General features: G+C 69.3%; 20 protein-coding genes. 11 read left to right on the forward strand and 9 right to left on the reverse strand.

What is annotated here, in order from left to right:
• Window positions 1-390 precede the first annotated feature (390 nt).
• Window positions 391-1,158, reverse strand: a complete 768-nt coding sequence (gene pgeF, locus MFF01_RS12495; RefSeq protein WP_238225760.1) for a peptidoglycan editing factor PgeF — start codon at window positions 1,156-1,158, stop codon at window positions 391-393.
• 212 nt (window positions 1,159-1,370) lie between these two features.
• Here pgeF and MFF01_RS12500 point away from each other — a divergent pair, with 212 nt between their 5' ends.
• The 3 genes from MFF01_RS12500 (at window position 1,371) to MFF01_RS12510 (ending at window position 4,640) form a co-directional block, all read left to right on the forward strand.
• Complete coding sequence (locus tag MFF01_RS12500) at window positions 1,371-2,072, forward strand: hypothetical protein (protein WP_238225762.1); 702 nt, start codon at window positions 1,371-1,373, stop codon at window positions 2,070-2,072.
• 348 nt (window positions 2,073-2,420) lie between these two features.
• Window positions 2,421-3,506 (forward strand): Rieske 2Fe-2S domain-containing protein, encoded by a 1,086-nt coding sequence (locus MFF01_RS12505; protein WP_238225764.1) that lies wholly within the window; start codon window positions 2,421-2,423, stop codon window positions 3,504-3,506.
• 60 nt (window positions 3,507-3,566) lie between these two features.
• Entirely contained in the window at window positions 3,567-4,640 is a 1,074-nt protein-coding gene (locus MFF01_RS12510; RefSeq protein ID WP_238225766.1) for an MBL fold metallo-hydrolase, read from the forward strand.
• 6 nt (window positions 4,641-4,646) lie between these two features.
• Here the strand turns inward: MFF01_RS12510 and hslU are convergent, their stop codons facing one another.
• The 4 genes from hslU to hslV all read right to left on the reverse strand — a co-directional run bounded on the left by hslU (window position 4,647) and on the right by hslV (window position 9,431).
• Entirely contained in the window at window positions 4,647-5,960 is a 1,314-nt protein-coding gene (hslU, locus tag MFF01_RS12515) for an ATP-dependent protease ATPase subunit HslU (protein ID WP_238225768.1), read from the reverse strand.
• A complete protein-coding gene (locus MFF01_RS12520) occupies window positions 5,960-7,069 on the reverse strand; it encodes a hypothetical protein (protein WP_238225770.1) in 1,110 nt (369 codons plus the stop codon). Before MFF01_RS12520 ends, hslU begins: the two co-directional genes overlap by 1 nt.
• Before the next feature lie 69 nt (window positions 7,070-7,138).
• Entirely contained in the window at window positions 7,139-8,809 is a 1,671-nt protein-coding gene (locus tag MFF01_RS12525) for a methyl-accepting chemotaxis protein (protein WP_238225772.1), read from the reverse strand.
• A 64-nt stretch (window positions 8,810-8,873) separates the two neighbouring features.
• On the reverse strand, window positions 8,874-9,431 hold the full coding sequence (gene hslV / locus MFF01_RS12530) for an ATP-dependent protease subunit HslV (protein WP_238226026.1): 558 nt from the start codon (window positions 9,429-9,431) through the stop codon (window positions 8,874-8,876).
• A 481-nt stretch (window positions 9,432-9,912) separates the two neighbouring features.
• On the opposite strand from hslV, the gene MFF01_RS22065 reads away from it, so the two are divergent.
• Complete coding sequence (locus tag MFF01_RS22065) at window positions 9,913-11,655, forward strand: putative bifunctional diguanylate cyclase/phosphodiesterase (RefSeq protein WP_283207186.1); 1,743 nt, start codon at window positions 9,913-9,915, stop codon at window positions 11,653-11,655.
• Between the two features lie 90 nt (window positions 11,656-11,745).
• Here the strand turns inward: MFF01_RS22065 and eda are convergent, their stop codons facing one another.
• The 3 genes from eda to MFF01_RS12560 form a co-directional block, all read right to left on the reverse strand.
• Window positions 11,746-12,363, reverse strand: a complete 618-nt coding sequence (gene eda / locus MFF01_RS12550; protein ID WP_238225774.1) for a bifunctional 4-hydroxy-2-oxoglutarate aldolase/2-dehydro-3-deoxy-phosphogluconate aldolase — start codon at window positions 12,361-12,363, stop codon at window positions 11,746-11,748.
• 214 nt (window positions 12,364-12,577) lie between these two features.
• Window positions 12,578-14,401 carry a phosphogluconate dehydratase gene (edd, locus tag MFF01_RS12555; protein WP_238225775.1) on the reverse strand — a complete coding sequence of 608 codons (1,824 nt, stop codon included), beginning with the start codon at window positions 14,399-14,401 and terminating at the stop codon, window positions 12,578-12,580.
• A gap of 115 nt (window positions 14,402-14,516) precedes the next feature.
• Window positions 14,517-15,992: a SulP family inorganic anion transporter gene (locus tag MFF01_RS12560; RefSeq protein WP_238225777.1), complete on the reverse strand. Its 1,476-nt coding sequence runs from the start codon at window positions 15,990-15,992 to the stop codon at window positions 14,517-14,519.
• A gap of 430 nt (window positions 15,993-16,422) precedes the next feature.
• Here MFF01_RS12560 and MFF01_RS12565 point away from each other — a divergent pair, with 430 nt between their 5' ends.
• Window positions 16,423-17,571 carry a GGDEF domain-containing protein gene (locus MFF01_RS12565; protein ID WP_238225780.1) on the forward strand — a complete coding sequence of 383 codons (1,149 nt, stop codon included), beginning with the start codon at window positions 16,423-16,425 and terminating at the stop codon, window positions 17,569-17,571.
• On the opposite strand, the gene MFF01_RS12570 is transcribed toward MFF01_RS12565, so the two are convergent.
• A complete protein-coding gene (locus tag MFF01_RS12570) occupies window positions 17,550-19,421 on the reverse strand; it encodes an ABC transporter ATP-binding protein (protein ID WP_238225782.1) in 1,872 nt (623 codons plus the stop codon). The two genes, MFF01_RS12565 and MFF01_RS12570, sit on opposite strands and share 22 nt — an antisense overlap.
• Before the next feature lie 218 nt (window positions 19,422-19,639).
• Between MFF01_RS12570 and MFF01_RS12575 the strand changes: the two genes are divergently transcribed.
• The 6 genes from MFF01_RS12575 to MFF01_RS12600 all read left to right on the forward strand — a co-directional run bounded on the left by MFF01_RS12575 (window position 19,640) and on the right by MFF01_RS12600 (window position 24,526).
• Window positions 19,640-20,128, forward strand: a complete 489-nt coding sequence (locus MFF01_RS12575; RefSeq protein WP_238225784.1) for a tRNA (cytidine(34)-2'-O)-methyltransferase — start codon at window positions 19,640-19,642, stop codon at window positions 20,126-20,128.
• Between the two features lie 62 nt (window positions 20,129-20,190).
• Window positions 20,191-20,865: a PspA/IM30 family protein gene (locus tag MFF01_RS12580; protein WP_238225786.1), complete on the forward strand. Its 675-nt coding sequence runs from the start codon at window positions 20,191-20,193 to the stop codon at window positions 20,863-20,865.
• A 47-nt stretch (window positions 20,866-20,912) separates the two neighbouring features.
• Window positions 20,913-21,185, forward strand: coding sequence for a YiaA/YiaB family inner membrane protein (locus MFF01_RS12585; RefSeq protein ID WP_238225788.1), 273 nt, complete (start codon window positions 20,913-20,915; stop codon window positions 21,183-21,185).
• 43 nt (window positions 21,186-21,228) lie between these two features.
• On the forward strand, window positions 21,229-22,155 hold the full coding sequence (gene hemF / locus MFF01_RS12590) for an oxygen-dependent coproporphyrinogen oxidase (protein ID WP_238225790.1): 927 nt from the start codon (window positions 21,229-21,231) through the stop codon (window positions 22,153-22,155).
• A complete protein-coding gene (locus tag MFF01_RS12595) occupies window positions 22,152-23,288 on the forward strand; it encodes an ATP-dependent DNA helicase (RefSeq protein ID WP_238225792.1) in 1,137 nt (378 codons plus the stop codon). The genes hemF and MFF01_RS12595 overlap by 4 nt, the downstream gene beginning before the upstream one ends.
• A gap of 215 nt (window positions 23,289-23,503) precedes the next feature.
• Window positions 23,504-24,526 (forward strand): HD-GYP domain-containing protein, encoded by a 1,023-nt coding sequence (locus MFF01_RS12600; RefSeq protein WP_238225794.1) that lies wholly within the window; start codon window positions 23,504-23,506, stop codon window positions 24,524-24,526.
• Window positions 24,527-24,664: the final 138 nt, after the last annotated feature.

Genomic DNA, 24,664 nt, shown 5'->3' on the forward strand with positions numbered 1-24,664 from the left:
GCGGCGCGGAAGGTCGGCGGCGAAAGCAGAGCCGGCGATCACGATACCGGCGAGGGCGGTTGCGCCCCGAAGAAAGGATTTCATCGTCTGGTCCTCTACTCATGCGCACCGCCGCTCCTTTTGGAGACATCCGGTGCAATTCCCCGTCTTTAGGCCAGTCGTCCGAAAGAAGCTGTGGCTTTGCGAACACGCCGCCGGCCGGGAACACGGCCCCTTTGTGGCGGCGCTGGCCTCGATCCTTGGACAACGCCACGGACAACGCGACCGAACGGCCAAGGTTCAATCCCGTGCCGTATTTGTTCCCTGATTCGTCATGTCAAAATGTCGCGCATGCGTCGACGGGCCCGGCCTTGCACAATCCGACGCGGCCCGGACGGTGCGAAAACCGTGTCACGCGAGGGTGATGGCCGAGATGAGGCGACCGTAATCCGCTTCGTGCCGATGGGTCGCGCGGCGGTAGCTGAAGAAGCGTGCCGCATCGGCGTAGGTGCAAGTCTTCAGATCGTGAAAATCCGCGAGCCCGGCCTGTGCCGCACGGGTGGCGATGAAGCCCGGCAGGTCGAACTGGGCGTGGTCGGGCCGAACGCCGGCCGCGAGGAACCCTTCGCAACCGGGCGCCTCGACGCGGAACCGGGCGATGAAATCGGGGCCGACTTCGTATGCCGCCTGTCCGATGGTCGGCCCGAGCACCGCGACGATACTCGATCGCCGGGCGCCAAGGCCTTCCATGGCCTGCACCGTCGCTTCGATCACGCCCGTGAGGGCGCCTTTCCAGCCGGCATGGGCGGCGCCGACGACCCCGTTCCCGGCATCGGCGAACAGGATCGGTCCGCAATCCGCCGTGGCGATGCCGAGGGCGAGGCCGCGGACCCGCGTCACCATGGCGTCGGCCTGGGGCCGGGCGTCGTGCGCGAAGGGTGCCTCGACCACCACCGCCCTGGCGGAATGGACCTGATACAGGCTCACGAGATGATCGGGCGCGACTCCGAGGGCCGAACTCATCCGGCGACGGTTCTCCGCGACCCGCGCCGGATCGTCGGCCGAGCCGAGGCCGCCGTTGAGGGAGGCGTAGAGGCCGTCCGAAACCCCACCCTCCCGGGTGAAGAAGGCATGGCGCAGGCCGGGCAGGGCGCTCAGGGCGGGCGCTTCGAGAAGCATGGCTGTTCGGTCCGGCAATGAAGATGCGACGCCCGGGCATCGCCCCGGGACCGTCCCGGCGGAATTTGGCCGTAACGAAGGTTACGGCAAAGGCAGGGATCGCGGCAAGGCGAGGCCCGGCGGGGGACGGGTTTTACAGGACAATCCGGAAGTCGTTACCCTTCATTAACTATGTTTTGATTAAGTAGGGACGAAAGCCGAGGTTACAGCCGATGTCGGAACCTGTTCGCCAAGTCACCCCGAACGACCGGGCCGGTCGTGCTCAGCCGGGTCCCCTTCGGGACTGGCTCGCCACCATGAAGGCGACGACGGCCGCCAAGACGACGATCACCATCAGATCGGCCCCCGAGCCGATGCAGGACCCGATCGAAGAGGCTGCCGAGGAGCCGTTCCCCGGCGCCATGGAGATCGTCGCGCCGGAGGCGGCGACGACGGCGCCGGAACCGGAGGCCGAACCCGAGGCCGAGACCCCGCCGCAGATGCTTCGTCCGGAGGTGTCCCTGCCCGAGCCCCTGCCACCGCAGAGGCCCCGCCTGCCTGCGCCGCAGCCCGCCGCAAAGTCGACGTCGCGTGTCGAGCTCACCCGGGACATCTCCGAGCTGATGGCCGAGAACCTCGTTCTCAAGACCAAGCTGCGCCTCGAGAACGACCGCTACGAGAGCCTTCAGGGCATGCTCGCCGAGGAGCTGCGGGTTCTGCGCAGCGATGCCGAATCCGACATGAAGATCCTCGACGCCGTCTGCTCCGAACGCGACCAGCTCAAGGCCCTCACGGCGAACGCCGCCCGCAAGATGCACGAGATGAGCGCCCGGATCGAAAGCGAGGTCGCGCAGCTCGCCGAGATGCGCTCGGAGCGCGATCTCTGGATGGCGCGGGCAGAAGCCCTGGCCCTGCCACTGTTCCAGCGTCGCTAAGACGAGCCCCCTGAAAGGCCGAAGGCCCGCCCCGTGAGGGGCGGGCCTTCCATTGCCGAACCGCTGAAGGTCCGGCCGATCCCTTGGTCTTCCCGCCGAGGCGCTAGAAAGCAGCGCTGGAGGCGACGGTCCAGGTCAGGGTGGCCGGGGAGAGCGGCTGATGACAATGAGACACTGGATCACCTCCTTTCGTTCGTTGCGACTGAGGCCAAGGTAGGGGTGCGGCCGGGCTTTGAAAAGGGGCGTGGCTGCGCCCTTCCGCCGCCCCCGTCACGCTCCACCCTGGCCAGGGTCGGACCCCCGGTCTAAACAGCGGCACCCGCCCGCCGGGCGTGACCGGGACCCTTCATGTCTGCCAGCCCGCGCGCATCAGCGCCCGACGAGGCCGCCCTCGACCCCGACGCCATGCGCCAGCCCCTGGCCGATGCGTGGTACTGCGTCGCCCGCTCCGAGGCCCTGAAGCCAGGTGCCCTGCGCGCCGTCGAACTCAACGGCGAGCAGATCGTCCTCGGGCGCGACGCGTCCGGCGCACCCTTCGCCCTGCGCGACCGTTGCCCGCATCGCGGCATGGCGCTGTCGAAAGGGCGCTTCGACGGCGCCGCCCTGACCTGCCCGTTCCACGGCTGGCGCTTCGGCACCGACGGGCGCTGCCGCGACGTGCCGACCCTGTCGGCCTCCGACGCCGCGGATTTCTCGAAGATCGCCGTGCAGCGGTTTCCGATCCGCGAAAGCGCGGGCTTCGCTTGGGTCAATCCGTTCCTCGGCCCCGCCTCCGGCTCCGACGTGCCGGCCCTGCCCGAACTGGGGTTCGAGGCCGCGGGCCGCGTCGTCATCGAGCTCGTGGTCGAGGCGTCCTACGATCTGACCACCCTCAGCCTCGTCGATCCGGGCCACGTCGCCTTCGTGCACGATTCGTGGTGGTTCCGTCCCTCGAAAGAGCTGCGCGAGAAGGTGAAGACCTTCACGCCGACGCCCCACGGTTTCACCATGACGAGCCACGCCACCACGACGAGCTCGCCGGTCTACCGCCTGCTCGGCGGCGCGCCGGCCGTCGAGATCGAGTTCCGCCTGCCCGGCGTGCGCCTCGAGCGGATCGTGGCGGGGGCCAAGCGCGTGGCGAACTACACCTTCGCGACGCCGCTCACCCACGACCGCACCCTGCTGACCAACGCGCTCTATTGGAACATGCCGGCGCTCAATCTGCTGAAACCCGTGGCGCGGCCGCTCATGCGCCAGTTCCTGACCCAGGATCAGCAGGTGCTTCAGCACGCGCAAGCCGGCCTCGACCGCAAACCCACCATGGTGTTGTTCGGGCAGGGCGATCTGCCCTCGCAATGGTATTTCCGCCTCAAGCGCGAGGCGCTGGCTGCCGCCCGTGCCGGCCGTCCCTTCGTCAATCCCCTGGTGACGCAGGAGCTGCGCTGGCGCTCGTGACGCGGGGCCGCCTCAAGCGTGGCCGCTTGATCAGGGCGCGGCCGCCGCCATCTCGGGAGGATGAAACGCAACAACCTGATCACGGCGCTCAGTGCCGCCACGGTGATGACCCTCGGCGGCGTCGGCTATGCCGCGCACAAGCGCGGGCGCAATCCGTATTACCGGGGGCCGAAGTCGGACCATTTCGACGGCCTGCGCTTCCATGGCCCCGACCAGCCCGCCGACAAGACGGTGTCCGACATCGCGCGATGGCGCAAGCTGCGCGGCGTCGAGAGCCCGCCCCGCGCCCTCTGGCCCAAGGCCGAACCGAGCCCGTTCCGCGACCGGCCGCCCGAGCGGTTCCCGGGCCTGCGCGTCACCCTCATCGGCCATGCGAGCTACCTGTTCCAGGTGGCGGGCCGCAACATCCTCGTGGATCCCGTCTATGCCCGCCGGGCGAGCCCGGTGCGCTTCGCCGGGCCGAAACGCGTGAATGCGCCGGGCATCGCCTATGCCGACCTGCCGCCCATCGACGTGGTGCTCATCACCCACAACCATTACGACCACCTCGACGGTCCCACCGTCGCGCGCCTGTGGCAGGCGCACCAGCCGCTGATCCTGGCGCCGCTTGGCAACGACGCGATCCTGCGCGCCTACGACGACACCATGCATGTCGAGACCCGCGACTGGGGCGAATCCTTCGACCTCGGCGGCGGCCTCACCGTGCACATGACCCCCGCCAACCACTGGTCGGCGCGGGGGTTGAACGACAAGCGCATGGCCCTGTGGTGCTCGTTCGTCCTGACCACACCGGTCGGCGTGCACTACCATTCCGGCGACACCGCCTTTCGCGGCGGCTCGATCTTCCGCGAGGCACGGGCGCGGTTCGGGCCGCCGCGTCTGGCGACGCTCCCCATCGGCGCCTACGAGCCGCGCTGGTTCATGCGCGACCAGCACATGGACCCGGCCGAGGCCGTGGCGGCGGGCCTGCTCCTCGGCGCCGACCGGATGCTCGGCCACCATTGGGGCACGTTCCAGCTCACCGACGAGGGGATCGCGGAACCCGTCGCGGCCCTGGCGGCGGCCTGCGCCGAACAGGGCCTCGCGCCGGAGCGCTTCGAGGCGTTCCGGCCGGGGCAGGTGTGGGAGGGCTGAGGCCCGCTACAGGATGAACCGGCTCAGATCGGCGTTCGCCGCCAGGCTCTCCACCCGCGACCGCACGTAGGCGGCGTCGATGGGCACCGTCTCGCCCGAGCGGTCGGTGGCGGTGAACGAGATCTCGTCGATGACCCGCTCCAGCACCGTCTGGAGTCGGCGGGCGCCGATGTTCTCGACGGAATTGTTCACGTCCACCGCCACCTTCGCCAGGGCGTCGACGGCGTCGTCGGAGAATTCGAGGGTCACGCCCTCGGTCTCCATGAGCGCCACGGTCTGCTTCAGGAGGCTCGCCTCCGTGGTGGTGAGGATCTGCTTGAAGTCCTCCACTGTGAGGGGCTGCAGCTCGACGCGGATCGGCAGGCGGCCCTGGAGTTCCGGCAGGAGGTCGGAGGGCTTCGAGACGTGGAAGGCGCCGCTGGCGATGAACAGGATGTGGTCGGTCTTCACCGGCCCGTGTTTCGTCGCCACCGTGGTGCCCTCGATGAGGGGCAGGAGATCGCGCTGCACGCCTTCGCGGGACACGTCGGCCGACGAGCGGCCTTCCCGGGCGCAGATCTTGTCGATCTCGTCGAGGAACACGATGCCGTTGTTCTCGACCTCGCGGATCGCCTCCTGGGTCAGGGCCTCGGTGTCGACGAGCTTGTCGGATTCCTCGGCGAGCAGCGGCGCGTAGGCGTCCTTCACGGTCATCCGGCGCGGCTTGCCCTTCTGGCCGCCGAGCGCCTTGCCGAGCATGTCGCCGAGGTTCACCGCCCCCATGGAGGCGCCGGGCATGCCGGGAATCTCGAACATCGGCAGTCCGCCCGGCGCCCCGCCCGCGAGTTCGATCTCGACCTCCTTGTCGTCGAGTTCGCTCGCCCGAAGTTTCTTGCGGAAGCTGTCGCGGGTGGCCTGGCTGGCGGTGGGGCCGACGAGGGCATCGAGGATGCGGGCCTCGGCGGCGGCTTCCGCCTTCGCCTTCACCGAGCGGCGCTTCTCCTCGCGCACGAGGCCGATGCCGATCTCCACGAGGTCGCGCACGATCTGCTCGACGTCGCGGCCGACATAGCCGACCTCCGTGAACTTCGTCGCCTCGATCTTGAGGAACGGGGCGCCGGCCAGCCGCGCGAGGCGCCGGGCGATCTCGGTCTTGCCGCAGCCCGTGGGGCCGATCATCAGGATGTTCTTCGGCGCGACCTCCTCGCGCAGGGGGCCGGTGAGCTGCTGCCGGCGCCAGCGATTGCGCAACGCGATGGCGACGGCACGCTTGGCGTCGGCCTGGCCGACGATGAAGCGATCGAGTTCCGAGACGATCTCGCGGGGGGAAAAGGCTGTCATCACGCTCCGATGGGGTGCGGCAGCCGGGCTGCCCAGGGGCGGGGGAGGGCGCGCAGGACGCGGGCGCGCAAGGGGTGCCAACCGGCGCTGAGGGCCAGGATGAAGACGCCAAGGGCGAGGAGGCTCGCCGGTACGGTGGCGCCGGTGACGCCCGCCGCGCGGATCAGGCTGCCGAACGCGATACCGGCATAGACGAGGCCGGAGACGAGGAGTGCCCGGCGGTCGATGGCGATCGCCACGACGGCCAGCACGAGCACGATGGCGAGGACGGCCAGCATCGCCCCGCTGGCTCCGCCGTCGGCCCTTGCCAGCTTGCTGAGCACCGGATGCACCATGAGCGGCGCGGCGAGGAGATGGAGCCAGAAGGCGATGTCCGTGCGGCGCGTCAGCCGGTTCGGATCGGCGAGGTCGAACCGCATGGCGAGGGCGAAGACCGCGAGCCCCGCCGCGAACAGCAGGCCGGCAAGCGCGCTTCGGGCGAAGGCCGGCGCCGTGGCCAGGATGAGCGCGTAGGCGAGGCCAGCCGTGGCCGCCGCTCCGGCCGCCACGGTGATGGGTACGGCAAACCGCCGATAATGCGCGGCGACCAGGAGGACGGCTCCCAGGGCGGCGCCGGCGAGGGGCAAGGCTTGGAAAGGGTGCGGGCCGACGAGATCGGGCCACGGCATGCCGTGGCCGGTCACCCCGAGGGCCGCCGCGAGAGCCGAGAAGCCGGCATGGGCGAAGGCCAGCAACAGTACGATGCTCGGCAGGGCCATCCGCCTGCGCCGCGTGAAGAATTCGGAGAGGCCCCAGGCCAGCACCGCCACCAGGGCGTTGCCGGCGACGGCGCCAAGGTGCTCGTACCCGAAATAGGTCGCCGCCCCGAGGAACAGCACGAGGCCGAGCGTCACGAAGATGTCGGCGAAGCCGGTGACGAAGCGCAGGCGCTCGTCGTCGCGCGGCTCGTCGGGCGCGGTCCCGCCCTCGCGCACCAGGCGGTCGAGGGCGAGGGCCTGATCGTCGGTGATGATGCCACGCGCCACGGCCTCGCGCAGGAGCGCCGTCGGGCCGGGGAGGCGGCCGTCACCGGGGACGGAGAAGTCGGGGGTGGGCGAAGTCTGTTCCACACCGCCGACTTAAGCGCGTCGCGCGCGCCTGACCAGGGTGCAGGCGGCCGGGGCCGCCGGGGATGCGGTTCAGGCCGCCCGGATCGTGCCGACGAAGCTCGAAACCTCGCCGTCGAGGCTGGTGGTCCGGCGGGACAGGTCGGCCGCCGCATCCAGAACCTGCGCGGCGCCAATGCCGACCTCGGCCGCGGCAGCCCGCACCTGCGCCATGGTCTGGGTCACGTCCCGGGTGCCGTGGGCGGCGTCCGAGATGCTCCGTGCGATGGCCTGGGTGGCGATCTTCTGTTCCTCGACGGCGGTGGCCACACCGCGGGCGATGCCGTGGACGTCGCCGATGGTGGTGCCGATCTCCGCGATGGCCTCCACGGTTTCGCGGGTCGCCGTCTGGATGGTGGCGATCTGGGCGGTGATCTCCTGCGTCGCCTGGGCGGTCTGCGACGCCAGATCCTTCACCTCGGCCGCGACCACGGCGAAGCCCCGACCGGCTTCCCCGGCGCGGGCCGCCTCGATGGTCGCATTCAGGGCCAGCAAGTTGGTCTGGCCAGCGATGTTGGAGATGAGGGCGACGACGTCGCCGATACGCGCGGCGCTTGCGGCGAGGGTGTCGACCCGCGCCCGGGTGCGCTCGGCACTGGCGACGGCCCCGGCGGCGGCCGAGGAGGTCTGCGCGACCTGATGGCCGATGGCGTCGGCCGTCGCGGCGAGTTCCTCCGTGGCGGCTGCCACGGCCTGGACGTTGTGGGCGGTGGTGTCGGCCGCCGCCATCACGGCGCTCGACCGGGTCTCGGCGTGTTCGGCGTTGCGGGCCATGGTCCGGGCCGTTCCCTCGAGAGTCGAGGCCGCGCCTGAAAGGGTGCCGACGAGACCGCCGACGCTGCCCTGAAACCGGTCGGCGAGATCGACGCGCTCGCCGCGGCGCCGGATGCTGGCGTCCTTGGCCGCCTGGTCTTGATCGGCCCGCAGGATCGCGGCTTCGCGCATGGTGTTGGCGAACACCTGCATGCTGCGCTCGATGTCCCCGATCTCGTCCCGGCGCGGTGCCATAGCGGGGAGGTTGAGGTCGCCGGCCGACAGGCGACCGATGGCGGCCGAGACGCCCACGAGGGGCCGGGCGATCTGGCCGTGGCCGATGACGAGGCCGAGTACAAGGCACATGAGGGGCGCGCCGACGGCGAGAGCCAGGAGCACGATCATGCGCTCGGAGTAGAAGTCGTCGGCCGTCCGCTCGATGCCCGCGAGGCGGGACAGGCCATCGGCCACGAGGGTGTCGATGCTGTCCTGGAAAAATTGCCGATTCGCTCGGTTGGCCTCGTTGAAGCCGAGCTCCGCCGCGGCCTTCGGCGACACCTCAGTGCCGAGGCGCGCGGTCTCGAGGCGCAGGGTGGTGAAGGCCGCCGCACCCTCAACGACTTTGGCAAACACGGTTTCCTCGGCCGCCGTGGCACGCGGTGGCCAAGCCTTCAGCACTGCGTTCATGTCCGCCACGCTCTGACGGAGGCGGACGGCGTACTTGGCCGCGTCGGCCGTATCCTTGGCCGCGTAGATGCCCCGCGATTCGAGCACGACGGTGGCGACGTGACGGTTCAGGGTCGCCGCGTCGAGGGCACGCTGGCTCGCCTGTCGCCCGTGCTCAACCGCGTCGTGGAGGGTGCGCACGGTGCCGATGCCGATGCCTGCCACGAGGAGCGTCATCGCGCTGCAGGCGATGACGAACGCCAGGATCTTCGCCTTGATACGCATGATGGTCCTTTAACCCCCCGAAGACCGTTTCAAGGGTTTTAGGGGATAAGAATCCAAAAGATCGTTAATCTTCGACGAGGCGTGGCGCGGTCTCGATAGTGTCGAGGGCTTCGATGACGATACTGCTGTTTGTGTAGACACAGATTTCGGCTGCGATTCCCATGGACCGACGGACGATGGTCTCCGCGTCATACGCACTGTCTTCGAGGGCGCGAGCGGCGGCCAGGGCGTAATTACCACCCGAACCAATAGCCATGACGCCGTGTTCAGGCTCCAACACATCGCCGGACCCGGACAGCAGCAGGCCGACCTCCCGGTCCGCCACGAGCATCATCGCTTCGAGGCGGCGCAGGTAACGATCGGTGCGCCAGTCCTTGGTGAGTTCGACGCAGGCGCGGGTGAGCTGGCCCGGATACTGTTCGAGCTTGGCTTCCAAACGCTCGAACAGGGTGAAGGCGTCCGCCGTGGCCCCGGCGAACCCGCCGATCACCGTGCCCTTGGCCAGCCGCCGGACCTTGCGGGCATTGCCTTTGACGATGGTCTGTCCGAGGCTGACCTGCCCGTCGCCGCCGATGACGACGCGCCCGCCCTTGCGGACCATCAGGATGGTGGTCGCGTGCATCTGCGGCGGTCCGCTGGTCTCGTGTGCCAAGGGTGTCTCCCGTCTGGATGGATGGTCTCCGGCCGGGAGATAGGCCCTCCAATGGTCCGGTGCCAACCGGGGGCGGTCGTCATGCGCCACCACTCCGGGATCGACGCTGGATCTCCGGACCGGCAGCGCGGGATGGAAAGACGACTTTCAATCCGAGGGCTGATCGACGGTACTCCCGATGGGATGCGTGGAATCCAAGGCGGCCCGATCGGCTTGACGCAGAGTTATGCAGCCACTGTGGCGTCCGGTTAGGCAAATGCCCTGTTGTTCGGCAACTAAAACATTAACATTTCTGGCTTAAGATACATGTTTGTTTATTCGATGATCTGAGTTCATGCGTGCATTTCGTCTCTCCTCATCGTTTTCCGTCGAATGTGCATGGCAGTGGAGCGACGCTGCCACGGTCGTGCGCTGTTCGACTTTCGGTCGTCCGTCGACTCAGAGAAGAGACATGGCCTTCGACGGCGTCTTTCATCCCGCTGACGGTCTCGGTCTCTCGACGCCGAACGCGCGGGTCATCGAACAGAACAGACTTTTCGATGCGGCGCTGGAGAACATGAGCCAAGGGCTGTGCATGTTCGATTCGGGGGGCCGCCTGCTCGTCTGGAACAGGCGTTATCTCGAGATTTTCAGGCTCGGACCCGACCATCTGCGAGTCGGCATGAACCAGCGACAGATCGTCGAGAGCCTGGTCGGTCTCGGGCGCTATGCTCCCGACCTGACGGTCGATGCCCTCTGCGAAGGCACCAGAACCTCCCTCCTCCAGGGGCAGGCGACGTCGATCCTGCGGGCACTCGCGGATGGCCGCACGGTCTCGGCGACCCACCGGGCCATGAGCGGCGGCGGTTGGGTCGCGACCTTCGAGGACGTGACCGAGCGCCGCCGCAACGAGGATCGCATCACCTACATGGCGCGGCACGACGCCCTAACGGACCTGCCGAACCGTGTGGCCCTCCACGAGATCGGCAACGCGATGCTGGGGCAGCTGAGGCCTGGCCAGGCCCTCGCCGTGCTGTGCCTCGATCTCGACCGGTTCAAACCCGTCAACGACGGGTTCGGCCACGCGACGGGCGACAAGCTCCTGCGGCAGGTGGCGCAGCGGCTGCAGCGAGGGGGGCGGGGGGGCGCCACCGTTGCGCGCATGGGCGGCGACGAGTTCGTCGTCCTGCACCGGGTCGAGACGCTGACCGACGCGGAATCGCTGGCCCGGCGGCTGATCGCGGCGGTGAGCGCGCCCTACGATATCGATGGATTGCGGATCGAGATCGGCATGAGTGCCGGGATCGTGCTGTCCGGCGAGGACGATGGCAACGTCATTCCCCTCCTGCAGAACGCCGACCTCGCGCTCTACCAGGCCAAAGCGGACGGGCGCGGAACGTATCGCGTCTTCGAGGTCCAGATGGACGAGCGCGCGCGAGCCCGCCTCAGCCTCGAGCAGGAATTGCGGGAGGCGCTGACGAACGACCGCTTCGAGGTCTTCTATCAACCGCTGGTCGATCTCGGCAGCAACGCGGTGATCGGCCTCGAAGCCCTGGTGCGGTGGCGGCACGCCGAACGCGGTCTCACGAGCCCGGCCGTGTTCATCCCCATCGCGGAGGAGACCGGCCTGATCGTGCCCTTGGGCGAATGGGTGCTGCGGCGGGCCTGCCGGGATGCCGCGCGCTGGCCCAGTCATATCCGGGTCGCCGTCAACGTGTCGCCCCATCAGCTGCGGCAACGCAACTTCACCGCGATGGTCCTCTCGGCGCTCTCCGAAAGCAGCCTCGATCCGAGGCGCCTCGAGCTGGAGATCACCGAGAGCGTGCTCCTCGAGGAAACGGACGCGAACCTCAAGACGCTTCACGCCCTGCGGGGCTTCGGCGTCCGCATCGCCATGGACGATTTCGGCACCGGTTATTCGAGCATCAGTTACCTGCGCCGTTTCCCCTTCGACAAGATCAAGATCGATCGGTCGTTCGTTCGCGAGATCGGGGAGAAACCGGAGGCGTCCGCGATCATCCGTGCGATCATCGGCCTTGGCCGGAGCCTGAACATGACGACCCTGGTGGAAGGCATCGAAACCGAGGTTCAGCGCAGCGCCGTCCAGGCCGAGGGCGCCCACGAGATGCAGGGCTTTCTCTTCAACTCTCCTCGCCCGGCGCGGGAAATCGACGCTCTTCTCAGGATTGCGCGTCCGGAGGACGAGGCCGCCTGATCTGTTCGGCGATGCGCGGGCGCCGTCCGAAGTGATCGGACGGAACCGGACGATCCATTGCGAGCGCCGGATGCCGTCGCCCGGAGTCGGTCAGGCGGCGCGTAGGCGGGCGGCCGCCTCGGCCGAGCGGCGGATGACCGCCTCGTCCGGTAGTCCCGCCGGCACCACCCAGGAGCCGCCGACGCAGAGCACGGGCTTGAGGGCGAGCCAGTCGGGGGCGCTCGCCTCCGTGATGCCGCCGGTGGGGCAGAAGCGGACCTGATGGAACGGCCCGGCCAGGGCCTTCAGGGCCTTGATGCCGCCCGCCGCCTCGGCGGGGAAGAACTTGAACCGGTCGAGCCCGTGATCGAGGCCGCGCATGATGTCGGCCGAATTGGCGACACCCGGCAGGTAGGGCACGCCCCGGTCGAGGGCCGCGCGGGTGAGGGGTTCCGTGAGGCCGGGGGAGACGATGAACTGCGCCCCCGCCTGCAGGGCCGCGTCGAGGTCGCGCGGGTTGAGCACCGTGCCGGCGCCGACCACGGCGCCTTCGACTTGGCGCATGGCGCGGATCACCTCGAGGGCGGCGGGGGTGCGCAGGGTCACCTCCAGGGCGGTGAGGCCGCCCGCCACCAGGGCGCGGGCGATGGGCTCGGCATGCGCGACATCCTCGATCACGAGGACGGGAATGACGGGAACGGAGCGCATCAGCGCGTCGATGCTGGTCATGGGGTGGGCCTCGGTGGCGTTGGAGTGCGGTGGTGCCTGTTCGACGGCTCCGGATCGAACAGTCTCGACGGGCTCCCTCTCCTGGAAGGAGAGGGTTGGGGTGAGGTGTGGGACCTATCCGGAGATGTCCCACACCTCACCCTGTCCCTCTCCTTCCAGGAGAGGGGACCCGCGCCCGACCTCACCTTCGGCGGAGCGCGGGCCGGGCATGATCCTACAAGCCGGCGGCGGCCAGCATGGCGGAGGCGCCCTGCTCGGCTCCGTCGGCGCCGTGACGCAGGAAGGCGAAGAGTTCGCGGCCGGTGCCGAAGGCGGGGGGCGGGGGCGCCGCGTCGGGGCGGGCCTCCCATTCGGCCGGATCGACGCGCACATCGAGGCTGCCGTCCTCGGCGCTCAGGCGCACCAGGTCGCCGTCGCGGATCTTCGCGAGCGGGCCGCCGCCGAGGGCCTCGGGGCTGAGGTGGATCGCCGCCGGAACCTTGCCCGACGCCCCCGACATCCGCCCATCCGTGACCAGCGCCACGCGAAACCCCCGGTCCTGCAGGACGCCGAGCTGGGGCGTGAGCTTGTGCAGTTCGGGCATGCCGTTGGCGCGCGGCCCCTGGAAGCGGACCACCACCACCACGTCGCGTTCGAGTTCACCGGCCTTGAACGCGGCGAGCACGTCGTCCTGATCATCGAAGACGCGGGCCGGGGCTTCCACGGTCCAGCGGGCGGGCTCGACGGCGCTGGTCTTGAAGGTCGCCCGGCCGAGGTTGCCCTTGACGAGGCGCATGCCGCCATCGGCCTTGAACGGCTGGGCGGGGCTGCGCAGGATGCCCTCGTCGTGGGACTTCTCGGGCGCGTCCTCGAACACCAGGGCGTCATCGATGAGCTTGGGGTCGCGGGCGTGATCGCGCAGGCGCCCGCCCGCCACCGTGAGGATGTCGTCGTGCAGCAGCCCGGCATCGATGAGGCTGGCGATGACGTAGCTCATGCCGCCGGCGGCGTGGAAGTGGTTCACGTCGCCCGAGCCGTTGGGATAGACCTTCGCCACCTGGGGCACCACGGCCGAGAGCCGGTCGAAATCCTCCCAGTCAAGGACGATGCCGGCGGCGCGTGCCATAGCGGGCAGGTGGATGGCGTGGTTCGTCGAGCCGCCGGTCGCCAGCAGCCCCACCACGGCGTTGACGATGGCCTTCTCGTCGATGCAGCGGCCGATCGGCCGGTAATCGTTGCCGTCGGCCCCGATCTCGGCGAGGCGGTGCACGGCGGCCCGCGTCACCGCCTGGCGCAGCTTCGTGCCCGGGTTGATGAACGAGGCGCCGGGCATGTGCAGGCCCATGACGTCCATCATCATCTGGTTGGAATTGGCCGTGCCGTAGAAGGTGCAGGTGCCGGCCCCGTGATAGGAAGCGGATTCGGATTCGAGCAGTTCGTCGCGCCCGACCTTGCCCTCGGCGTAGAGCTGGCGGACCCGCTGCTTCTCCTTGTTGGCGATGCCGGACGGCATGGGACCGGCCGGGATCAGGATCATCGGCAGGTGGCCGAACCGCAGGGCGCCGATGATCAGGCCCGGCACGATCTTGTCGCAGATGCCGAGCAGCGCGGCGGAATCGAACATGCCGTGGCTGAGGGCGACAGCGGTGGAGAGCGCGATGGTGTCGCGCGAGAACAGGGACAGCTCCATGCCGCGCTGGCCCTGCGTGACCCCGTCGCACATGGCCGGCACGCCGCCCGCCACCTGCGCCGTGGCGCCGACTTCGCGGGCGAAGATCTTCATCTGGTCGGGGTAGCGACCGTAGGGTTGGTGGGCCGAGAGCATGTCGTTGTAGGCCGTGACGATGGCCATGTTCATGGCGCGGCCGGCCCGGATCGCCGCCTTGTCCTCGCCGGAGGCGGCAAACCCGTGGGCGAGATTGCCGCAGTTCAGCATCGGGCGGCGGACGCCGGAGTCGCGCTCGCGGACGATGAGATCGAGATACGCCTTTCGCGATGGGCCTGAGCGTTCGACGATCCGCGCGGTGACGGCGGCGATCTCGGGGTGCAGCTCGGTCATGATTCTCCCTCGCATGGCGCGAAGTCTGGAACTCTTGAAACCACGGCGCCCCGGCCGTGGCTACCCGGTCGCTCGCCTTCGCAAGGACAGACGCGCCCGTCTGTCCGTCGGGCGTTCAGTGCCCGGAGGCAAGGGTCGCGCCGGGCTTGTCGTGGGTGGCCAGGCGCTCGACCATCGTAGCCGTGGCGCTGTTCATGCCGACGAGGGTCACGGCCACGCCGTGGTGGCGGAACTTCAGCACCACACGGTCGAGGGCGTTCACGGCGGTCAGATCCCAGAACTGCGCCGCCGAGAGGTCGATGACGAGGCCCGTCAGGTCGTCCTCGCGAAACGCGAAGGCATCGTGGAACGCCTGCGCCGTGGCGAAGAAGATCTGACCCGTCACCCGGTAGGTCCGGGTGGCGCCCGCGCGGTCGGAGGTGACAGCGAAGAAGCGCGTCACCTTGTGGGCGAAGAACAGGCCGCTGAGCACCACGCCGAACAGGACGCCGCGGGCGAGGTCGTGGGTCGCCACCACCACCGCGACGGTGCCGAGCATCACGACGCTCGAACTCTTCGGGTTCGTCGCCAGGGTGACGAGGGAGCGCCACTGGAAGGTGTTGATCGACACCATGATCATCACGGCCACCAGGGCCGCCATGGGGATCTGCGCCACGTAGGGACCGAGCACGACGATGAGGAACAGCAGGAACGCCCCCGCCCACAGGGTCGAGAGCCGCCCGCGTCCGCCCGACGAGACGTTGATGACGGACTGGCCGATCATGGCGCAGCCGGCCATGCCGCCGAAACAGCCGGCCACGATGTTGGCGAGACCCTGGCCGGCGCATTCGCGGTTCTTGTCCGAGCCCGTGTCGGTCATCTCGTCGAGGATCGCCGCCGTCATCAGGCTTTCGAGGAGGCCCACCACCGTGAGGGTGAGGGCATAGGGCAGGATGATCCGAAGCGTCTCCCAGGTCAGCGGCACCCCCGGCAGGGCGAAGACCGGCAGTTCCGTCGGCAGGGCGCCCATGTCGCCGACCCGGTGGATCGGCAGGCCGAGGGCCATGGCCACGCCCGTCAGCACCACGATGGCGACGAGGGGGGAGGGCACGGCCTTCGTGAGGTACGGCAGGCCGTAGATGATCGCGAGGCCGGCGGCCGTCATGGCGTAGACGGTCGTCCCCTGGCCGAGGAGTTCGGGCATCTGCGCGAGGAAGATGAGGATCGCGAGGGCGTTGACGAAGCCGGTGACCACCGAGCGCGAGACGAAGCGCATGAGGTTGCCGAGGCGGGCGAGGCCGGCGCCGATCTGGAGGAATCCGGTCAGCAGGGTGGCGGCGAAGAGATAGCCGAGGCCGTGCTCCTTCACCAGGGTCACCATCACGAGCGCCATGGCGCCGGTGGCCGCCGAGATCATCGCCGGGCGCCCGCCCGCGAAGGCCGAGACCACGGCGATGCAGAACGACGCGTAGAGGCCGACCTTGGGGTCGACCCCGGCGATGAGGGAGAAGGCGATGGCCTCGGGGATGAGGGCCAGCGCCACCACCGTCCCGGCCAGAATTTCGCGCGTGATATCGGGAGCCCATTCGCTCCGCAGGGTCCGTCGGGTCATGGAAAAAGCAGTCCGCGTCGTCCCGGTGCCGGGCCCATACGGGGCGAGGGGCACGCAGGATCGCCAAGGGAAAACGCCGCCAGTCAGCGGCGCCGGGGCATCGGGTCGTCCGAAGCCGGGGGGCCTACGGCGGCCCGAGACGGCAGTACAACCTGGCGCGGTCCTTGAGCATGGCGGCGTCGTATCATGGGTGAGACACAAAACCAAAACCATGTTGGATCAAGGCGCCCGCGACAGTGTGTCGGGCCGTTTACGCGGCCGAAACCCATCGGTACGGTCTCGGACAGATGCCCGCCCCTAGGAACGCTACAACCCCATGTTGCGCAGCGCGCTCGAAGAAAAGCGAACTCGCCCGTGGCACCGGCTGCGGCTCTCGCCCGCGTTGGAGGCACGATTTCGTGCCGAGCCGCCGCAAAACCCAGCCACTGTCGTGCGCTCCTGGCTCCTGGTCTTCGTCGTCTTCAACGTCCTGTCGCTGAAGCTCGAAGTCGACGCCTTCGGGCCCGACGCCTTCGTGATACCGGCCACCCTTACCCTGGGCGTGTTCGTCCCCATCGCCATCGCGGCGATCCTGTCGCTGCGGGGAGAGCCGTCGGCCCTGCGCATCGCCACCGCGATCACGGCCACGAGCCTCGTCGACATGGGCATCGTCCTCAACAGTGCCCGGATCGCGCCCGCCGCGCATGCCGACGTGTATCTCGTCCTCGCGGTCATCGTGCCGTTGTCGGTCGGCCTCATCGCTCCCCTGTCGTTCCGTCACAGCCTCGTCTTCTGCGGCCTCGCCTTCACGCTCTACCTCGGTTGGGTCATGGCCCTGCCCCGTGACAGCCTCGCTGGCGGTGGCCTTTTCGGGTATGGATTACCCCTTCTCGTGGCGAGCTTGGTCCTCGTTCCCCTCAAGATCAGCTTCTCGCGGGAGCAGCAGGAAAAGCAGGCGTTCCTCCTGCGCCTCGCCTTGGAGGAGCAGGCGGCGGAACTCGCGGCCGCCAATGCGCGGCTCAAGCGTTTGTCCGAGACCGATGTCCTGACGGGCCTCACCAACCGGCGTGCCTTCGACGCCACCCTCGCGGCCGACTGGGACGCGGCCGAGGGGTGGTACGCCGTCATTGCGGTCGACATCGACCATTTCAAACGCATCAACGACACGGCGGGCCACCCCGAAGGCGACCGCTGCCTCGTCGCCATCGCGGCGGTCCTCGACGGGTGGGTCCGCGAGGCCGGCGGCCTCCTGGCCCGCTACGGCGGGGAGGAGTTCATGGCGCTCTTACCCGGGCGGTCGCCGGACGAGGCCCTCGGTCTCGGCGAGGGCCTCCGCGCCGCCGTCGAGGGTTTGGCGCTTCGCTACGGCCCGGAGCAGGCCGGTTGGATCGTCACGGCGAGCGTCGGTGTCACCGTCGCCCATGGGGCGGCCGGGCGCTGTGGCGTCGGAGCGTCCGACCTCGTCGCGGCCGCCGACCGGGCGCTCTATTGCGCCAAGAACCTGGGCCGGAACCGCGTCGCGGCCGCGACCGCGCTGCCGCAGCCCGCCAACGGGGCGGCGGGCGGAGCCGTCGCGCTCTACTCGGCCGCATCCTCGTAGGACGAAGTCCCGGCGGCCTCGCCGAGGAAGCCGCCGGATTGCCGCTGCCACAGGCGGGCGTAGAGACCGCCCGAGCGGATGAGGGACGCGTGGGTTCCCTCCTCGACGATTCGGCCCGCCTCGATGACGATGAGGCGGTCCAGGGCCGCGATGGTCGAGAGACGGTGGGCGATGGCGAGAACGGTCTTGCCCTGCATCAGAGTGTCGAGGCTGTCCTGGATCGCTGCCTCGACCTGACTGTCGAGGGCCGAGGTCGCTTCGTCGAGGATCAGGATCGGCGCGTCCTTGAGAATCACCCGTGCGATGGCGATGCGCTGGCGCTGGCCGCCCGACAGTTTCACGCCGCGCTCGCCGACCTGGGCATCGTAGCCCGTCCGCCCCTTGTGATCGACGAGGTCGGCGATGAAGCCGTCGGCCTGCGCGAGGCGCGCCGCCCGCTCGACCTCGGCGCGCGTGGCGTCGGGGCGGCCATACGCGATGTTGTCGCGGATCGAGCGGTGCAGCAGCGAGGTGTCCTGGGTCACCATGGCGATGGCGCTGCGCAGGGATTCCTGGCTGACGTTCGCAATGTCCTGGCCGTCGATGCGGATGCGCCCGGATTCGATGTCGTGCAGGCGCAGCAGCAGGGCCGTGATCGTGGTCTTGCCGGCGCCGCTGACGCCGACGAGGCCGACCTTCTCGCCGGCCCGGATATGCAGGTCGAGATTCGCGATGATGCTGGAATCGTCGCGCCCGTAATGGAAGCTGACGTCCTCGAAGCGGATATCGCCGCCCGTCACCGCGAGGGTCCCGGCATCCGGCCGGTCGGTGATGGCGTGGGGCCGCGCGATGGTCTGCATGCTCTCCTGGATCACGCCGACATTCTCGAAGATGCCGCGCACGGTCTGCATCACCCAGCCGGACATGGCCATGAGGCGCAGCACGAGGGCGAGTCCGGCCGCCGCCTCGCCCGTGGTCATGCCGCCGCGCTGCCACAGGGCGAGGCAGACGCCGGCCGTGGACACGATGAGCAGGCTGTTGAGGATGCCCAACGCCGTCGTGGTCGAACTCACGAGCCGGAACTGGTGCAGGTAGGCTTTGGTGTGGACGTCGACGGCATCGCGCACGGCGGCGCGCTCCTCGCGGTCGCGGGCGAACAGCTTCACCGTCAGGATGTTGGTGTAGCTGTCGACGATGCGCCCGATCAGGGCCGAGCGGGTGTCGGCGGTGACGAGGGAGCGCTTGCGGGCGCGGGGCACGAACCAGCGGGTGAGGAACCCGTAGGCGACGACCCACAGCACCACCGGCAGGGCGAGCCACAGGGAGATGGAGCCGAACAGACCTACAGCCGTCACGGCGTAGATGGCGACGTACAGCAGGGTGTCGATGAACACGACAGCGAGTTCGCGGACAGCGGGCCCGACCTGCACCACCCGGTTGGCGAGGCGCCCGGCGAAGTCCGCCTGGAAGTACGAGAGCGAGTGGCCCAACGTGTAGAGGTGGGTGCGCCAGCGGATCTGGTTCGTGACCTGCGGAACGATGAGCTGGTTCGACAGGATCTCGTGCAGCCAGATCGTGATCGGCCGCACCACGAGGACGAGGCCGCCCGCCAGCATTACCTTCGTGCCGTGGTCGGCCCAGAACGTCGCCCGGTCGGCGGTGTTCAGGAGATCGATGAACCAGCCCATCAACAGATAGAGCGAGGCCTCGACGGTGCCGGCGACGAGGGCAACGACGAACAGGACCGCCAGGGCCGCGCGCACGGGCTTGAGATAAAAGCCGGAGAACCCGGTCACGGTCTTCGGGGGCATCCGCCCATCCTCGAAGGCCGCGAACGGATCGATGCGGCGTTCGAGCCAATCGAGGAACATGTCTTTTCCGATTTTTCGTTGCCGATGCGATTCGTTAGTTAAGCGCGGGTCCGACCCCGCCAACCGGGGGGCGATGCCGCATGACGAGGCCGTCAGGCCCGGCGTGATGACGCCGGATACCACGCTGTCGTTCCGTGGGCCCGGCCGGCGAACCCGCAGACCCGGCGCGCAGGGCGAACCCGGCTCGCCTCGCAGCGCACTCCAACCTGAAGCCTCGCATGCTCCGCCTCGCCCTCTACCAGCCCGACATTCCCCAGAACACCGGCACGCTCCTGCGCCTGTCCGCCTGCCTCGGGGTTGCCGTCGAGATCATCGAGCCGGCGGGGTTCGACGTGTCCGACCGTCACCTGCGCCGCTCGGGGCTCGACTATCTCGACCATGTGGCGATCACGCGGCACCGCTCCTGGGCCGCGTTCGCGCAGTGGCGCGAAGAGTCGGGCCTCCGCCTCGTCCTCGCCACCACGCAGGGCGCGGTCCCCTATGCCGACTTCGCCTATGCGCCGGACGACTGCCTGCTGATGGGCCGCGAATCGGCCGGCGTTCCTGAGGCGGTCCACGCGGCGGCCGACGCGCGGGTGGTGGTGCCGATCCGGCCGGGTTTGCGCTCGCTCAACGTGGCGGTCTGCGCCGCGATGATCCTCGGCGAGGGTTTGCGGCAGACGGGCGGCCACACCGCTCATTTGAACGGTGTGCAGAACCGCACTTGAACGTTGTTCAAACTATGACACTTTCCTAGCGACGGCAGCGGCCGTCAGCCGGGAGACAGCCCATGTTCAACCTGTTCCGAACCCTCGCGCGGGGAGCCGCCGCCCAGGCCCGCGAAGACCTCATCGACCGCAACGCCCTGCTCATCCTCGATCAGCAGATCCGCGAGACCCGCGCCGCCCTCGAGCGCAGCCGCATGGCGCTTGCCACGGCGGAAGCCGGCGACAAGGCGGAGGGGCGCCGCCTCGCCGAGGTCGAGGCCCGCGCGGCGGATCTGGAGGAGCGCGCGGTGGCGGCCCTGGCGGCGAACCGCGACCCCCTCGCGAGCGAGGCGGCCGAGGCCATCGCCGAGCTCGAATCCGAGGCGGCGGCGATCCGCACGGCCCGGGACCGGTTCAGTCGCGAACTCGCACGCCTGCGCGCCGTGGTGGCCGACGCGACCCGCCGGCAGGCCGAGCTCGAACGCGGCCGGCGCATCGCGGCGGCGGCCGAATCCGCCCGTCGCCTCGGCGTCGCCGCTACCCCTGAGGACCGCGCCACCCTGACGGAGGCCGAGGCGACGCTGGCCCGCCTGCGCGACCGCCAGGCGCAGGCCGCCGACACGGAGGCGGCGCTCGCAGACATCGAACCCGGCGCCGACATCGCCGCGCGCCTCGAGCGCGAGGGCTTCGGCAGGGCCACCCGCCCCACGGCTGCTGCGGTCCTCGAACGCCTGCGCAGCCGCGCGGCCGCTCTCTGACCACACCCCTCCCGACCGTTCTCGATCCCCACCGAAGGAACACCGCCATGTCCAACGAAACCACGCAGCATTCCGGCGCCTGGGTCGCCTTCACCTACGCGTCGTTCCTCGGGGCCGCCCTCATGGTGGCGCTCGGCATCCTGTTCATGCCCGTCGACATCTGGATGAAGGGCTACTTCGCCATGGGCGTGATCATGCTGGTCCAGTCCTGCATCACCGCGACGAAGACGGTGCGCGACGTCCACGAGGGCCGGCGCATGGTCAACCGCATCGAGGACGCCAAGACCGAGCGCCTGCTCATGGGCGTCGGCAAGGATTGAGGCTCACATTGACGCCCGCGGCACGGGATGGGACATCGGGGCCATGCAGCGCCCCGACACGCCCTTCGTCCCCTTGGCCCCGGCCGAACTCGACGCCCTGAAGGGCGAGGCGACGGCGTGGTTCACCACCCTGCGCGACCGCATCGTCGCCGCCTTCGAGGCCCTGGAGGCGGAGGCCACGGGGCCGTTCCACCCGGACGCACCGTCCGCGCCGGGCAAATTCGAGAAGACGCCGTGGCAGCGCACCGACCACACCGGCGCGCCCGGCGGCGGCGGCACCATGGCGATGATCAAGGGCCGGGTGTTCGAGAAGGCCGGCGTCCACGTCTCGGCCGTGCACGGCGAGTTCGCCCCCGAGTTCCGGGCGCAGATGCCGGGGGCGGCGGAGGACCCGCGCTTCTTCGCCACCGGCATCTCGCTCATCGCGCATCCGTGGAACCCGAACGCGCCGACCGTCCACATGAACACCCGGTTCGTCGCGACCACGCGGACGTGGTTCGGCGGCGGGGCCGACCTCACCCCCGTCCTCGACCGGCGGCGCACCCAGGACGACCCCGACAGCCACGCCTTCCACGCGGCCATGAAGGCGGCGTGCGACGCCCACGCGCCGGCCGCCGACTACGCCCGCTACAAGGCCTGGTGCGAGGAGTACTTCTACCTGCCCCACCGCAAGGAGCCGCGCGGCATCGGCGGCATCTTCTACGACTATCACTGGACCGGCGACCCGGCCGCCGACCTCGCCTTCACCCGCGACGTGGGCGGCGCGTTCCTCAACGCCTATCCGGCGATTATGCGCGCCAACCTCGACAAGCCGTGGACGGAAGACGACCGGATCGAGCAGCAGGTCCGGCGCGGCCGCTACGTCGAGTTCAACCTCCTGCACGACCGGGGCACCATCTTCGGCCTCAAGACCGGCGGCAACGTCGCCTCAATCCTGTCGTCCCTGCCGCCCACCGTGCGCTGGCCGTGAGCGACGCGGGCTCGACCGACACCACCCTGCCGACCCGGTTCGCGCCGCAGCAGGACGCGGCGCTCAAGGCCATCGCGGCCTGGCGCAAGGACGGCGGCGCCCCGGTGTTCCGCCTGTTCGGCTATGCCGGTACCGGCAAGACCACGCTCGCCCGCCGCATCGCCGACGACGTCGACGGCACCGTGGTGTTCGGCGCCTTCACGGGCAAGGCGGCGTCGGTGATGCGTGCCAAGGGCTGCCACGATGCGGCGACGATCCACAGCCTCATCTACCGCACCAAGGAGACGGAGGACGGCGGCCCGGCCTTCACCCTCAACCGGACGGGGCCGATCTCGAAGGCCGAACTCGTGATCATCGACGAATGCTCGATGGTGGATTCCGATCTCGGCAACGACCTCCTGTCCTTCGACAAGCCGGTCCTCGTGCTCGGCGATCCGGCGCAGCTGCCCCCCGTACGCGGCGGCGGCTTCTTCACGGAGGCCGAGCCCGACGTGATGCTCACGGAGGTTCACCGCCAGGCCGCCGACGATCCCATCGTCCGCATGGCGATGACGGTCCGCGAGGGCGGGCGCCTCGCCATCGGTGAATACGGCCGCAGCCGGGTGGTCTCGCGCCGCAATCTCGATCCGAACGCCGTCATCGCCGCCGACCAAGTCCTGGTCGGCATGAACAAGACTCGGCGCCTCTACAACAACCGCCTGCGCGAGATCGCCGGCCACGTCGATCCGATGCCGGCGGTGGGCGAGAAGCTCGTGTGCCTGCGCAACGATCGCACCAAGGGCCTCCTCAACGGTTCGACCTGGACGGTGCAGGCCCAGCGCGCGGCCCAGCGCCCGGACACGATCCGCCTCGACGTGGTGCCGGACGACGATCCCGCCCTCCGGCGGCGCCCCGTGGACATCAAGGTGCTGCGCGCCGTGATGTCCGGCTCCGAGGAGGAGATCCCGGCTTTCCTGCGCCGTGAGACCGACGAGTTCACCTACGGCTACGCCCTCACCGTGCATAAGGCGCAGGGCTCGCAATGGGACAGCGTTGTGCTGTTCGACGAATCCTTCGCCTTCCGCGAGCACCGGGACCGGTGGCTCTACACGGGCCTCACCCGCGCCGCGGAAGAGATCACGGTGGTCGTCTGATCCGGTGTCGGCTTGAGGGAAGCCCAAATCCGCCATCCCGACGAGATCGACCGGATTTGGAAAGCCGGGGCGGCGTAGGATTTCGGTAACCCTGTGGCGCGGGACGGGCTGCCAAGCTGACCCGGATGGTACAGATTGGACGGAGGAACGCGCGGCCCGGCGCAAGCCCCGCAAGGGGCCGTATGCCGTGAACGGGCAATCGCAGGGCCAACCCGATGTTCGTTCTCGTCCTCGATGACACCCCCCTCAACAACCTGTTGATGGCGGAGGCGATCCGCACGATCCCGGATTGCACCGTGCGCGACTTCACGCGCCCGGCCGACGCTCTCGCGTTCGTCGAGGCGCAGGCGGACGCCATCGGGGTAGCGATCTCGGATTACGACATGCCGGGGATGAACGGGGTCGCTTTCATCCGCGCGGCCCGAGCCATACCGGGCTTCGAGCATGTCCCGGTGGTGATGGTGACGAGTTCCGACCAACGCAGCCTGCGCCGCGAGGCCCTGGAGGCCGGGGCGACGGACTTCCTGGCCAAGCCCTTCGACCCCCTCGAGATCCGGGCCCGCATTTCGAACCTCCTCGCCCTCAACCGCGCCCGACTCGATCAGCGGGAGCGCGCGGCGTGGCTCGACCGGGAGGTGAAGGCCGCGACCCAGATCATTGCTGCGCGCGAGCGCGAGATCGTCCACCTGCTGATGAAGGCCGCCGAGCACCGCGACCACGAGACCGGCAACCACGTGGCGCGGGTGGCGCGCCTCGTCGGTCTCATCGCCCGGGGCCTCGGACTGCCGGAGGGCGAAATTGAGCAACTCAGCCTCGCCTCGACCATGCACGACGTCGGCAAGATCAGCGTTCCGGATACGATCCTCCTGAAGCCCGGCCCCCTGACGCAGGACGAGCGCCGCGAGATGGAGCGCCACGCCGATCGCGGCCGGCGTATCCTCGAAGGCTCGTCCTCACACCTGATGCAGCTTGCCGCCGAGATCGCCGCCACCCACCACGAGCGTTGGGATGGCAGCGGCTATCCCGCCGGCCTCGCGGGCGAGGCGATCCCGCTTTGCGGCCGCATCGTCGCCGTAGCCGACGTGTTCGACGCCCTGACGTCGGAGCGGCCCTACAAGAAGGCGTGGAGCGAGGGGGAAGCCCTGAACCACATCCTGGCGAATGCCGGCACGCATTTCGACCCGGCCTGCGTCGCGGCCTTCTCTCACATGCTCTCGAAGGATGAGACGTCGACCTGAGTTCGGCGCCTAATTCTGTTGTCATCCCGAGTGCCGTCCGCGACCACCGCCGGTTCAAAATTCGGCGGGCATCGTTCCTGCGGTGCAGGATGACGGAGGCTTCGGAAGCCCCCGGTCACTGGATTCGTCGGACGCACG

The sequence above is a fragment of the Methylobacterium adhaesivum genome, assembly GCF_022179065.1.
Classification (GTDB): Bacteria; Pseudomonadota; Alphaproteobacteria; order Rhizobiales; family Beijerinckiaceae; genus Methylobacterium; species Methylobacterium adhaesivum.